The 13,731-nt window shown below is 34.0% G+C and carries 13 protein-coding genes; 10 read left to right on the top strand and 3 right to left on the bottom strand.

Features of this window, described 5'->3' with window-relative positions; all coding sequences use genetic code 11:
- Positions 1-9 precede the first annotated feature (9 nt).
- From ACH0QE_RS24970 to ACH0QE_RS24940, 7 genes are read left to right on the top strand one after another with little or no spacing between them, the layout of a single operon-like run.
- Positions 10-900, top strand: coding sequence for a hypothetical protein (locus ACH0QE_RS24970; RefSeq protein ID WP_415778634.1), 891 nt, complete (start codon positions 10-12; stop codon positions 898-900).
- A 30-nt stretch (positions 901-930) separates the two neighbouring features.
- Positions 931-1,146, top strand: coding sequence for a hypothetical protein (locus ACH0QE_RS24965; protein ID WP_415778635.1), 216 nt, complete (start codon positions 931-933; stop codon positions 1,144-1,146).
- A gap of 51 nt (positions 1,147-1,197) precedes the next feature.
- The gene (locus ACH0QE_RS24960) at positions 1,198-1,572 is read left to right on the top strand and encodes a hypothetical protein (protein ID WP_415778636.1); all 375 of its coding nucleotides are present in this window, start codon (positions 1,198-1,200) and stop codon (positions 1,570-1,572) included.
- A complete protein-coding gene (locus tag ACH0QE_RS24955) occupies positions 1,520-1,984 on the top strand; it encodes a DUF4320 family protein (protein WP_415778637.1) in 465 nt (154 codons plus the stop codon). The genes ACH0QE_RS24960 and ACH0QE_RS24955 overlap by 53 nt, the downstream gene beginning before the upstream one ends.
- Positions 1,981-2,487 carry a hypothetical protein gene (locus tag ACH0QE_RS24950; RefSeq protein WP_415778638.1) on the top strand — a complete coding sequence of 169 codons (507 nt, stop codon included), beginning with the start codon at positions 1,981-1,983 and terminating at the stop codon, positions 2,485-2,487. Before ACH0QE_RS24955 ends, ACH0QE_RS24950 begins: the two co-directional genes overlap by 4 nt.
- A gap of 11 nt (positions 2,488-2,498) precedes the next feature.
- On the top strand, positions 2,499-3,101 hold the full coding sequence (locus ACH0QE_RS24945) for a hypothetical protein (protein WP_415778639.1): 603 nt from the start codon (positions 2,499-2,501) through the stop codon (positions 3,099-3,101).
- Positions 3,098-4,174, top strand: a complete 1,077-nt coding sequence (locus ACH0QE_RS24940) for a peptidoglycan DD-metalloendopeptidase family protein (RefSeq protein ID WP_415778640.1) — start codon at positions 3,098-3,100, stop codon at positions 4,172-4,174. Before ACH0QE_RS24945 ends, ACH0QE_RS24940 begins: the two co-directional genes overlap by 4 nt.
- Before the next feature lie 232 nt (positions 4,175-4,406).
- On the opposite strand, the gene ACH0QE_RS24935 is transcribed toward ACH0QE_RS24940, so the two are convergent.
- The 3 genes from ACH0QE_RS24935 to ACH0QE_RS24925 form a co-directional block, all read right to left on the bottom strand.
- The gene (locus tag ACH0QE_RS24935; RefSeq protein ID WP_415778641.1) at positions 4,407-4,979 is read right to left on the bottom strand and encodes a hypothetical protein; all 573 of its coding nucleotides are present in this window, start codon (positions 4,977-4,979) and stop codon (positions 4,407-4,409) included.
- 109 nt (positions 4,980-5,088) lie between these two features.
- Complete coding sequence (locus ACH0QE_RS24930) at positions 5,089-5,451, bottom strand: hypothetical protein (RefSeq protein WP_415778642.1); 363 nt, start codon at positions 5,449-5,451, stop codon at positions 5,089-5,091.
- Positions 5,452-5,468: 17 nt separating this feature from the next.
- Positions 5,469-6,638: a hypothetical protein gene (locus ACH0QE_RS24925; RefSeq protein WP_415778643.1), complete on the bottom strand. Its 1,170-nt coding sequence runs from the start codon at positions 6,636-6,638 to the stop codon at positions 5,469-5,471.
- Positions 6,639-7,382: 744 nt separating this feature from the next.
- Between ACH0QE_RS24925 and ACH0QE_RS24920 the strand changes: the two genes are divergently transcribed.
- From ACH0QE_RS24920 to ACH0QE_RS24910, 3 genes are all read left to right on the top strand, one after another.
- Positions 7,383-8,945, top strand: coding sequence for a hypothetical protein (locus ACH0QE_RS24920; RefSeq protein ID WP_415781362.1), 1,563 nt, complete (start codon positions 7,383-7,385; stop codon positions 8,943-8,945).
- A 714-nt stretch (positions 8,946-9,659) separates the two neighbouring features.
- On the top strand, positions 9,660-12,296 hold the full coding sequence (locus ACH0QE_RS24915) for a helicase HerA domain-containing protein (RefSeq protein WP_415781363.1): 2,637 nt from the start codon (positions 9,660-9,662) through the stop codon (positions 12,294-12,296).
- Between the two features lie 30 nt (positions 12,297-12,326).
- Entirely contained in the window at positions 12,327-13,664 is a 1,338-nt protein-coding gene (locus ACH0QE_RS24910) for a hypothetical protein (protein ID WP_415803122.1), read from the top strand.
- Positions 13,665-13,731 lie beyond the last annotated feature (67 nt).

Here is a 13,731-nt window from a genome sequence, read left to right as displayed (position 1 = left end):
CAGTAGGTAATGCAAACTTTTTTATTGGTTCTAATTTATTCACTTATTGTCATAGCAGCACTAATGGTTGGTAAAAGAGTGTATGCTTATTCCCTTCCTGGTATGAAGCGTTTTAGAAAAAATTATAGAAAGCAAATTGGTTTACCTGTTACTTACAAAGATAAATCGAATAAGCTTATTAAAAATCTTGTGCCTAAGAATATATACGATAAGTTAAATGATTTGCTTTATCAAACAGGTCAAATATCGGACGATTGGACGGTTGAGAAATTAATAAAAAATATGGCGTTTATGGTGTTTTTTGGAATAGTCCTTTCATTCGTGTTTTTATCATTGTCAGACTTCCATCCAGGAATGATATTGATAAGCTTTGTTCTAGTTTTGTGTTTACCTTTTGGACCAATCATTATTTTTTATTCAAAAAGGAATGAATATTTGTCCCGAATGCTTTATGCTGCACCTGACTTTATTGATGTATTAGAAAAAGAAATGGTTAATGGTACTGGAAATCCCTTTAAAGCCCTAGAAATGGCTGAAAAGGAGCTTATAGGCGAATTAAAGATAGTTTTACAAGGTATGAACAAAGCTTTAGAGAAAGACAAAGGGAATTTAAATGGTGCTATTCACCTTTTAAAACGAAGGGTAAACCATCAGTTATTCGATCAAATTCAACTAGTTATTACTACCGGTTATGATTCCGGAAGATATATGAAGATGTTCACTTCTCTTCATAAAAGCAGTAAATCTGCCATAGAAGAAGTGGTTAGAAAGCAAACCGCACGAAAAAATCTATTATTAGCTTGTGTTGGTATAGGCTTGGTTTTAAATTTTAGTTTATTGTTTTTAGTACCTTTCGTCCTAGATATTTTAGGTCAATTAAAAGTGTTTAGTAATTTATAAAATATAAAAACTATTAGGAGGAAAATTAATATGATGAAATTTTTAAAAGAAAAACTTGGACAAGCAAAGGCGGTTTTATTGAATCAAAAAGGTAACAACGAAATTGCAGTTAATCTTTTGCTTATTTTAGCAGCAGTAGTTATTTTGGGTGGTGCGTGGATGTTATTAGATCCGGAGATCGATGCTGGTTTAAATACTCTTATTACTGCTATTCGAGATACATTCGAATCGATTTCTGGATTGTAAGACTTAGAGAAGGGTCCCTCCCCTTCTCTTTTCTATAAGGAGGAAAAAATAATGGAACATGAAAATGACATAACCGGTTATTTAGCGAGTTTAGATATAAAAAATCGTGGTGATCTAAAAGTAGCAAATTTTGAATTGCGTTCAGGTGGTTCATATATTAAGGCAACTGAAAAATGGGAGCCGAATTATTTTCCTATGGAAGCCTGGTTAGATGACCATATTAAAAAACTTGAAAATGCTAAACTTGGTGATCTTTTAACTATTAAATATAGAGCTGTTCCGAGGAAACTTGATCTTGGAGATTTTAAAAAGAAAGTAATAGTTTGGAAGACTATTAAAATTAAAAATTGGAGCGAAATTGGAGGTAAAAAGGATGTTGCAGATTCGGTCCAAATTGCTTTTAATGAAGAAATCTTTAAAGGATGAAAAAGGATCTATAGATAGTTTAATTGCCTTTATAGGAAGCTTGCTCATGGGAATAACATTTACGCTAGGTGTTGTTACTCTATACGATTACATAGTACATGCAACAGAGTTAAACGATCTTGCTGATACGACTATAAAAGATGCAATGCAAGCAAACGGTGGCTTGACTCCTGAAGTTGAAACGTATGTATTTCAAGTTCTAGAAAATAAAGGATTTGACGTTTCTAGAGTTACTTTAACTGGAACTCAAAAAGGGAGTGTAAATTTCGGTGAACCAATGACAGCGAATTTAGAGTATCAATACAATTTTCCGTTTTTTCAACCATCGGCCTCCCTCCTACCTTTAATAGAAGTTAATCCTATTCCAATAAGTGCTGATATATACGGAATTTCATTGGAGGTTGTACGATGAAGAAAGTTCTTTTTAATGAAAATGGAACAGCTGGGGTTGGGATCCTTCTTATTTCTTTAGTAACCTTGTTGCTTTTTATTCCTATCTCCATGATTCTTTTAGACAACGCTTATATAGGTTTTATAGAAAGAAAATATACTGAAGGAATTGATGATATAAACCGTGACATATACCAATTGATTGATATCGAGAAAACAGCCTTTTACGTTGATATTGAAGTTACAAATAAAACCGATGCAGAAAAGCTATTCACCGATATGTTACAAAAACGCTTTAATTTAGATTCTAGTAACACTCCAATTGATAATGAACTTATTACTGGCCCAATAATCATTGAGCAGCTGCATGTTGTTGACCAGGACGATTTACCTTTTGATGATGGCTACGGAAATACAATGAATTACCCTGGCGTTGTTGCAGAAGTTGTTTTACCTATTAAGACTTTAGCGTTAGGTATTGAAGCTGATAAAAGAATCTTAGTAACATCCGAAATATTTAGATAAAGGAGTAAACCATGAATAGACGACAAAGGAGAAATTTATTAGTTGTATTGTTGTTTGTATTTCTAATAGGAATATTACTTGCCTATCAATTTTTTATTCTCCCAAGTATGAGTAACAATAAAGAGCATCAACCAGCAGAAAATACTAGAATACAAGATATTGTTCCTGAAAAGACAGTAGAAAAAAAGGATTCTGAAATAATTAAACAAACAGAAGATAAAACAATTAATCAGCCAGAAATTGATGTTAACGAGGTTACTAAAAATATTGCAGAAAGCTTTGTAAAATCTTATATGACTTATAATGCAAAAGAACCCTTGTCATATTTAGAAAATAGTAAACAGTTTATGACGGACGAATTCTATAATGAAAAAGTAGAGAATCCTCGAAGACAAGAGATTTCAAGACCTTATACAAAATATTTATCAGGAGAATTCTTTCCGGTACAAAGCAGAACAGAAGATGAAAGAATATGGAATATGAGTGTTAGTCTAGAAGACTCAGATGATAATGGAAATAAAAAGCTGTATAAAACTTGTGTCTGGGTAACTCTTCAGGGAAAAGATGAAAATTGGAAAGTTAGTGATTTTATGAATGATGGTGGTTGCCCGTGATAAAAGCAACTGCACAGACTACGATTGATTTAGCTATATGGAAATTCAGGAAAACGATACTAATTGCTGGCTTAATATTTGCCCTTTCTTTGGTAGCTATGTTTTTTATTTTATTCCTATTTTTCGGTTCGATGGAGGAACAGCAAACAGGATTTGGTGATGGAATTTCTGAAATAGGAGCAAATGAAATTCCTGCTGAATATTTACCGATCTATAGAGCTGCACAAGAAGAATTTGGTGTACCTTGGAATCTGATTGCTGCTGTTCATAAAGTAGAAACTAATTTCTCAACTATAGATATTATGGAGAGTTATATGGGAGCAATCGGACATTTCCAATTTATGGATTGTACGTGGATTGGCTGGGCATATCCCTCTTGTGGTGGATATGGGGATGGTAATATTCCTCAGTCGGTATTAAGTAACCCTGCTATGATAAAGAAATATGGAGGATATGGATTAGACGGTAACGGTGACGGAATAGCATCACCTTGGGATCTTTATGATGCAGCATTTAGTGCAGCAAATTTATTGGCTGCTAATGGAGCAGCTTCAGGAGATTATGAAGGTGCTGTATTCGAATATAACCATGATACCGGTTATGTAAGAGATGTTCTAAACTACGCCCAACAGTTTGTTAATTCAGGAATGATAATCAGAGGTAGTGGAGAATTTTTATGGCCGGTTCCATTTACAACTAATATTACCTCCCCTTTCGGTATGCGTATTCATCCGATAACAAATGAAGCAAAGATGCATTCTGGAATTGATATCGCAGCTAATGGTGTTGGAGGAAAACCCATAGTTGCTATTGCTCCTGGTAAAGTTATTGTTTCAGATTTTTTAGGTGGGTACGGAAATGTGGTATTTATTGATCATGGTAATGGTATTACATCTAGATATGCTCATATGAAAACAAGTGGCGTACCAGCAGGTAAAACAATTCGAGCTGGTGCTGTTGTTGGTTATGTTGGAAGTACAGGAGATTCAACGGGTGATCACCTTCACTTTGAAGTCAGGGTAAATGGAAATCCTGTAGATCCTGCTAAGTACTATCAAAATGTTCTTAAATAAGGATGATTTTTATTATGTTAACTATTAAAATTATGAAAGATATAACCGATATATAAAAAGACCCCCTATAAAAAATATAGAGGGTAAAACAGGTCAAGGACGGATCCTGAATCAGAAATCGAGGAAAATCATTATCCGTCTTGTTAATAAAGATATCAGATTTTACCTAGGTAGTAAATCTGTATTTGTTACCAGATGAAAGAGTTTCCAAAAATGGAAGCTCTTTTTTGGCTCACCAAAATTTATACCATTTTTTCTTGTTTGTATTTTCTTCTTTTTCTTCCTTGGCAGCTGCTATTTGTTGTCGATGCTCCATTGATTGTTTAATGGCGTTTAACAATCTTTCATCACGTTCATTTAATGAGTTTTTGATGTACTCATTTTGTTTATTAAGTTGATTTATTAACTCCTTTTGAAATACTTCTTGTTGTTTTTGGTACTCCTGGAATTCCTTCCGAAATTGCCCTATGCTATTATCGTCATCACTTGTGTTATGTTGGTTATATGGTGATATGTCGGTTGTATCATGCTTCGTTCCACCACTTTCCCTAATCCATGAAATCACAGCGTTACAGGCCTGTTCTAACGTCATATCAGGGTGTTTTTTTATCTCTAGTAGTTTTTTTAGTGTTATAACGTCTTTGTCATAGAAACCTCTATGTCCGTGTTCATTCTTATGGATTTTATAACCGGCTTTTTCTAGCATAATGCAATATTTACGTAAGGTAGATTCCTGAATCTTTAGGATAGTTGCTACATCCCCACTACTATAGATACTTTGTGAGCTTTCCGTATCATTTGTCATAACGTATCACCCCTGGTTATAACATTCGTGACAAGGTATAAAATTCCCTCTGTTATGTCAGGTGATCTTTAAAAAATTAAAAAGGCCCAGAATAATCTGGACCAATACTTCAAAAATCTAAATCGATGTCTTCTTCTATTTTCCCTTTTACTTCGTCGCCTTCAGTAAATTCCGGAGCAATTGAAAATCCAGAAGCTTCCTCAGTATCTTTCAGTTCAGTTCCAGGAACAGCAACCTTGATATTACTAATTTGTTTGCTTACTTTGGTAATCTCTTGTAGTAGCGTTTTCTTCAAGGTCTCAATTTCATTTTTTAATTCGGCCAATATTTTTTCATGTTGATCTTTGCTTTCAAATAGATCAATTACAGCTTGGGAAAAAAGTCTTTTGTTAACAAGCTTCTCCATTTTCTTATATGTTTCATCGCTCATTTCATTTGTTACTACCGAGAATTTCGGTTTTCTTTTAGTCAATGGTACCAATCCTTTGATTATTTTTCACTAGCAGCCAATGTGTTTTGTTTACTTAGAATTTCTAATCCATAGAGATTTAAGAAACGAGCTGTTTTATCCGGTTCAATGTGATGATATTCTCTGACAATATGATCACTAAATTTATCTTGTAAGTGGTTTAAGATAAATTCTTTAAGGATTGGTGCATTGCCACCGAAGTAATTAAATTTATAAAATTGGCCGTTTTCTAATCGAGGATATGAATTTAAAATAATATCCATGATTTGATCGGTATAATCCGTCAAAGCTCCTTTTATTACTTCTGTTAGATTAACCTGGTTGCCATTTAAACCATCCACCCAAATATATTCATCGTTGGTATGATTAGCAACTATAAAGTCCTCTAATTCTCTTGCTGATTTAAAATATGAACGTAATCTTTCCCTTAAATCCTTAATCATTCCAAGGTATGGAACTTCAGTAATTGTTTGAAAGTCGTCTCTAGATTTAGGTGGTTTTAATCCGATTTGAAGAAGTACTTCATCTATTGTTCCTCCGCCTATATCAACCATAACCGTATTATGACCAGCAAATTTACCTGAAACAGCATTAGGAGTTAAATCAAAGTTATACTGAAGGCCGTATTTAGCTGTAAGCCCTTCTTCATAACATTTACTTTGCTCTATATTAATTTTAATGGTTTTAATGCAACCAGGAGTTAATACTTTGAATTCATGTTCTCCTTGGAATCGAGCTGCCATTTGCTCCTTAACAGTTGAAAACTTTTCAGCTGACTTTAGTTCAAAGATCGGAAGCATTGTACTGAAATATTTAATATCCAATTGAGTATCTTCGTTGGAATCGTAATTTTCTTCAGCCTCATAGACAGATACGCTTGCCAAGAACATTATATATGGAATGTCTGAAGTTAGTTTGCTATGTAATTCTTTGTTGATATGAAGATCGTTACCAGCCATGCTCTTAGCAATCTTACCTACTAGATAAGCTTGTCCGTTTACTTCTATTAAAATAGAATCTTTTAAATCTGACTTAGCAACCTTTTCTGTAATGTAATCTTTAGCTTTTGAGTTTGATAGCTTTACTATCGCTGTCTGAAGCTCCAAAATATCCTTGCTACCATTAATAATACTTGCGGTAATAGAGTTACCAGCATCCATGTTAAAGCGTTTGATTTCTAATTTGTTCACTGTTAATCCTCTCCTTAAAAGTTTAATATCTCCATGTCTATATATTAATACCTATATCCCCTATTGTCAACATAAAATATATATATAAAATATATGTTGTTAACCTTTATATTAAAGGGTTTTAGGAACTTTTCATTTATTATATATAGATATATTTTTTCGTATATATATATAAATACGTTCAAAGTAACTGGAAATAATATTGCAAGGAAAACCGTAAAAAACACTTTATTTATATTTTTAGATGAATTAAAATAATAAAAGAAAAAGAGACGAAATTTGTCATAATTTCAACCTCTTTTTGGTCAAGTATTCCATTTTTCTAAAAAAATGATAGAATGAGTTTAATAGATTTAAATAATCGGTTCTCTGGAAGGGAGACTCCAATATATCCTAGTTTTACCTTAAAAATTGCATAAAAAAATAGTAGCCGGTTCCAACACCAGCTACACACACAGGTAGGATGGAATTATTTTCACCTAAAATAGATTAGATAAAAAAGTTTCACCCAAAAGAGATATTAAACTTCCGGATATTGCGCTCCAACGCACCGGACAAAAGTAAACGCTCCAACGTTTACTAAATAAACATATTTACTTACTTCCATTTTACCCTATTTTTTAGATATATACAACATTTTCAATGATTTTTTTCCTCGAAAATAATTCTGTCTATCTGTGTGTGTAAACGGTGTTGGACCCTGCTCCAATACCGTTTTTATTTTGAAAGGAGACACACTTAGACATGAATCTTACCTATGCATATTCTTCAGATATGCTTTCTCACCAAACGGAATTTACCGAACTTTCTAGTACTTTAAAATTTGATAGAGTCGTAGGGATCCATAACGGACAGAAACTATATCTGTCTGAAGTTCTTTATTTGATATTCCATGATCGTATTGCTATTCAGGCTACAAAGGGCAAGAAGGATGCAACTGGCCGTAAATTGATGCAGCCTGGTTGGATCCATCTTGGAAAGGATAAGAACGATTTACAGAGTCAAAATCAGACTACCTGGGTGCGATCTGTTAGCACTATTTTAAAATATGTTCAATCTGGCTATGAATACATGACTTATGGAACTTTTAACGTTAGCAAAAAACGTGCAGCTTGGGAACGTCGTAAGTCTGCTTTAAATAGCGTTCATTCGTTTGTTATTGATATAGACAATCCTGATGTTTCAGTAAGCGAAATCGTGGGCTTCTGCGCTGTAAAAGGGCTAGAACCGACGTTTATTAATGCTACTCCAAATGGGTTTCATGTTTGGTTTGTTTTTACTCCTGAAGGTGAAGCTTTTGGTCCCCATAAAACAAAAGATGATTTCACGAATACAGGACGGTTTTACAACGATTTAAACAGCTGGCTAGTAGATTTGTTTAAAGAAGGATTTGAAAACCAAGAAGACAAGCAGAGAAAGACTGTAGATTATGTATTTGGAGGCGAAAGATATATTCGTATTCCTACAAATATTGTCTATTGTACTAAGACGAAATATTCTCTTTCTGACTTTGTGGAATTACGAAAAGAATTAGGTGGAAATCGCCAAAACACGAACATTAAGAGAAATGGTACTTATATTCCTAAAGTAGCAATTTATAATGATCCAGCTTATAAAAAGCTCCTAACAAAAGAGCCTCAAATTGGCCTAAGAAGGAAGACTGCTTTAACTATTTCTTTGTTATATAAGGAGTTAAATTATAACCTTGGAGAATGTATAACAGCACTTGAATATTGGTATAGTACAGTTTGCAAAGATACTTCGGATTTTCCATGGAAAGAAGTGGAAAGACAAGCCCGTTCTGCATATTCCGGAACCTGGGGGCTTTCTTCAACGTGGGTTAAAAGAATAACTGGTTTATATCCTAGAAGATATACTAGAAAAAAATCTCCAGAAGAAAGAATGAATAAAACATTAAAAGATGCTTGTGATAAATTCATAGAAAAACTAAAAGAAAATGATGGTGTTTGGGTTGTTTCTAATCGATCTGCATTAGAAGAGTTAAATGAAACATCTAAATGTAACCTAGATCGGACTGTCAAAAAGTTAATGGAAGAAGGGATTATTTCGAAAGAAGTTTCTGGCCGAGGAAGAGCAGCTGAAACAAAATACACATTGTTAACAGATCCAAGCGGACCAGAAAAAGAAGAGAACAAAAACAAAAACTTAATACAATTTCCAGCTGATAAAATGGGAAATAATGGTCCCGAAATAAATGCCCCAAAACCGTATAAGCAATTAAGTAGTTTTAAAGGAGGGGTGGGAGGGCCGCCAAAAAATTTAAAAATTAGAGGTAAACCAGGATAAAAATAACTTATTAACAGTTGAAATGGTAACCGTGTTTTAGTATCATATTAGATATAAGTGCAAGTGTTGTTAAAATATCTTAAATTATGTTTCTAATATGTTATTAAAACTGAATTAAAAGTGTTTATCATGACAACTACCCGCCCACCACCCATTTTCAACTAGTGATCCTGACGGAATCGCGTTATTTGCCCTCTTTCTTTGGGTCGTCCACCTATAGGGGTCACGGCTCTCCACTACGTTACAACCCGTGACCCCTATAGGTGGACTTAAGAAATACAGGCAAAGAACGCTCATAGGTGAGTGTAAGAGTGAGAGGGGTTGAGGGTGGTGGGCGGGTAGTTGGTAGTGAGTGTAAGAGTAGAGTGAGAGAGAGTAGAGAGAGTGAGAGAGTGAGAGAGAGTAGAGAGAGTGAGAGAGTGAGAGAGAGTAGAGAGAGTGAGAGAGAGTGAGTGAGAGTAGAGAGAGTGAGAGAGTGAGAGAGAGTAGAGAGAGTGAGAGAGAGTGAGTGAGAGTAGAGAGAGTGAGAGAGAGTGAGTGAGAGTAGAGAGAGTGAGAGAGTGAGAGAGAGTAGAGAGAGTGAGAGAGAGTGAGTGAGAGTAGAGAGAGTGAGAGAGAGTAGAGAGAGTGAGTGAGTGAGATCGGGAAGAGTTGGGGAAGAGTTTTGAAAAATATAAGGTGGAGTTTTTGAGGTTATTAGAGGGGGTGTGAATTGTGAGGTATCATTTGTTTCCGTTAATTGGTCCAGGTGTTAGGTATAAGATGTTGGCGCATAGGGATCATAGTTTGAATTATTTTAAAGATGAAACATTAGCTGGTGAGGTTATTGAATCTTTGATGCGTGAATGGTATCGAAAAATAATAAAATGGCCTTGGATTAGTTGGGAAATTGAAGCAGATGAAAATGAAATTGGCTATTATTTTTGGGCGGTTAATGAATCTGTAGGGGATGAAATTAGGCGTAAAATTATTGGTGAGCATCCAGAAATGGAAATTCATAAGGTGGAGGATACATTAGTACAGGATTGGGATCGTTTTGTAACAGGTACTTCTTTAAAGTTAGATAGAGATTATCCTGTAAAAATTAAAACGTTTATAAATGACATTGTTGATAGCCAAAGTGCAATAGTAAATTCTTTATCTGATTTGGATTCTAATGAACGAGCTATGGTTCAAATTTTGTTGCAGCCTGCTACTAAATATCAGAACAATTTCGATAAAGCATTAAAGATTGTTAAGAATTGGGATATGGAAAAGGAAAGGGAAAAGGTTGAACTTTTTGAATCAAGTGTTTACTCCAAGCAGACAAAATTGTTAGGTCATTGTGTTATTCGACTTATGGCTCAATCAGATAATGAAGAACGAGCCAGGACAATAGTTAAAGAGTTAGGGCGTAGCTTTGGTCAGTTTACTTCGGAAGCTTTAAATAAATTTACAGCTAGGGAACGTTGGATGCATATTAAACCATTATTAATTTCCGATTGGAAGAAACGTAGATTTCCTTTTTACGAAAGAGGATTAAAGAGGGTTATTTTAAACATTGAGGAATTAAGTGGATTAATGAGATTGCCTTCTAGAACTGTTAATAATAGTCGTTTAACCAGGCTTGAATTGAAAAATCTTGAAGCACCGAAAGAGATCATTAAGTTAGCTAATGAAGTAAAACAAAATGGTCAAGGACGCTTTTTAAAAATTGGTACTAATACATACAGAATGAGGACAACTAACATTTATTTGAATCCTGATTATTTAAGTACTCATTTGTTGGCTCTTGGGGGATCTGGATCCGGAAAGTCGGTTTTCCTTCAAAATTTCATGAATGATATTTCAGAATTGAAGTTAAATGAGCTTAAAGCTAAAGGTGAAAGTAAAATTGGGTTTTATTTAATTGATCCTCATGGGGAGCTGTCTAAGTTACTAGTTTCGAATCTTTCGGAAGAATTAATTGATCATGTAAATTATATCTGTCCAAACAGCAAAGATGATCGTTTTTATCCTTTCAATGTTTTCGATGTAGATTTTGATTCTACACCCGATTCAGTAAGTAAAAATATTGCTGAAGTATTAAAAAGGATTTGGCCTGAAGGTTGGGGGGTAAGACCTGACCGGAATATGTTACATGCTGGTATTGCTCTTCAATATTGTGGTGAAGCTTCAATCATTAACGTTAATCGGATATTTAGGGATTTTAGTTATTGTTTGACCATAGCTGAACAAATCAAGGACGTTCCGCAATATGAAGAAATTTATCATACATTAATGGAATTAGCAGAAATGATGAATCCAGACTCTAAAAATGTGACTCAAAATCGAAGACAACATCGTGAATTAACAGATAGTACAAGAAACAAACTAGAACATTTTTCTTTATCAACTTTGCTGAGTAAGGCTACTGGTACTTATACGTGTGGTTTCCGTTGGCGTGAGTGGATGGATGAAGGGAAAATTACAATTTTAGATCTTTCTAAAATAAAAAATGAAGCTGAAAAGAAAATGTATGGATCTATGGCTTTAACGATGATTTACCAGGCTGCATTAACAAGGGAGGAACTAATTGAGCAAGGGGAGGATTTAGCAATCCATCCAATAATAGCTGATGAATTACCTTCTTTTATAAGTACTAATGCTCAAGTAGTTTCTGATATGGCCGATAGAACACGTTATGTAAAAGTACCTTTGATCGGTGCAGCTCAAGGTTTGGTTTCGCAAATGCCAGTCGAAGCAGCACAAGCGATTTTGCGTAATTTTAATTCTTTAATTGCGTATAAAGTTAAAAATCCTGATGATGCATCTACTGTTCAAAGATATTTTAATCACGAAGATTTATTTGAAGAAAATTTAAAAAACACTCCTGAAAACTATGCGTATATGAGATTAAGTACAGGACGTTCTGCATCACGGGCTTTTTCTGCTCTAATGGATGCTCCTAGACATAAGAAGATTAATCCAGAAGTTATTGAAAAGGTTTTAGAACGTACATGGAAAGAGGCAATGGACCGAGAAGAAAAGGTCAAAAAACAGAAAGGGATACAAGATTTAAAAATTAACTTTGCATTACCTGAAGAAGAAATAGTTAAAAAAACAACTCAGGAGCTTGAAAAGGTAGCGATCTCTGAACCAGAAGAGCTTGTTGTTAAAGAAGTTTTTGAAAAAAAAGAAGAGATTTTGGAAGTTTCGGAACCAGTTTCGAATGAAGTTGTGAGGGCTTCAGAACCTGAAGAAATAGCTTTGGAAAAAGAGAGTTCCCAAACAGTAGAGGAAGAAGAAATAGTTTTTCAATTTAAAATTGATAATGAAAAGAAGGAAAAAAAGGAAGTTAAAGCCTCAGCTAATCCTTGGGATAGTCTTTAAAATAAGATTGAATAGGTTGTGAAGTAGACTATGGCAATTAATATAACTGAAAGGGAAGAGCAAATATTTTTAGATATTTATGATTTTGGTTACGTTGATTTTAAATATCTTTGGAAAATGTACTGGAATGACATTAAAGATGAACATGTTGCCAGGGTTAGTATTAATCGAAGAATGAAAAAATTAACCGATGCAAATTATATTTATCCAATTCCTTTTCGATCGATTAACAATGAATCATCTAAAGGAAGAGTTGGTAATGTGTTTACCTTGGCTGGTAAAGGCATTTCGCATGTAGAAGGTCTGTATGGAGAAAAAGAAATAATTTGGGACCCTAATAAAAAGTATCGGAAGGGCGCATATATTGAACATCATTTGAGTGTTGCTCATTTGACGAAGCAAGCAAAAATTAATTGTCCTGAACATTATGAAATGGATTATAGAGGGGAAAGGGATGCTGCGTATCGTATCGATATGGAACATTCATTCAAGAATGTGTTTTTACCAGATTCTCTTTGGTTTTTTAAAAAAGTTCAAGTAGCTGATTCTACTCCTGTTTTTGTAGAATATGAAAGAACAATTAGACGTTCTGAAAAAAAGATGATTGAAAAGATAAAAGGGCAAAACGATTATTTCATAAAAGGTTTTTATAAGGAGCATGATGTTTTAAGAAGTTATCCAACTGATGTTCCACCTGTCTTAATTTATATTTCTAATGAGAATCGAACAAATATTTCTTATCAAAGATTGATAGCTACTAAATATCAAACTTGGTATCAGAAAGGTTTTTACTGTAGTGATCTTTTATTTGCAACATTAGATGATTTTTCAGAAGATCCATATGGGCTGATATTTAAGGATTTTGGTAATCGAAAGAAAAGTATTTTACAGGCTGTAAATTTGGCAGCTTACGGACACAATTACGTTGCAAATATGCCTGGTAGCGTAAAGTGGCTTCCTTCTTATCTTGCATCACAAAAAGTTAGTGAAAAGCAGTTTTTAAATATTGATGGATTAGTATTAATTAAGAAAAATGAAGCGATTAACCAGGCGGTTTTAGTCTCATATATTTCAAAGTCCGATTTTAAAAAAGTTGAAGAACTTTCCGGAGTAATAACTTCAAATGATTTAAGTAAACACCAGCTGTTGGTTAATTCAATTCCTGGAAACAGTGAAGATAATCCTAAACTAGTATTTTTAATTGAGGATGAAGAACAAAAAGATAAGTTTTCCTCATACATTAGAGGATTAGATTGGGGCGAACAAATAGGACAATTATTAATTGTTAATGTAGGTGAAGCAATAGAGGATCCGGTCAATGCAAAATATTTAGATGTTATGAGACAACAAGAAACATTTAATCTTTAAAGGGGGTGATAGTGGATGAAGTTGGACAAGCAATCTGAATTAAGAAAAAAACTGAAGAAGATGCTAG

Source organism: Mesobacillus sp. (assembly GCF_047739415.1).
Classification (GTDB): domain Bacteria; phylum Bacillota; class Bacilli; order Bacillales; family Cytobacillaceae; genus Mesobacillus.
The sequence above is the reverse complement of the archived record's forward strand: the minus strand, read 5'-3'. Positions and strand labels throughout refer to the sequence as shown.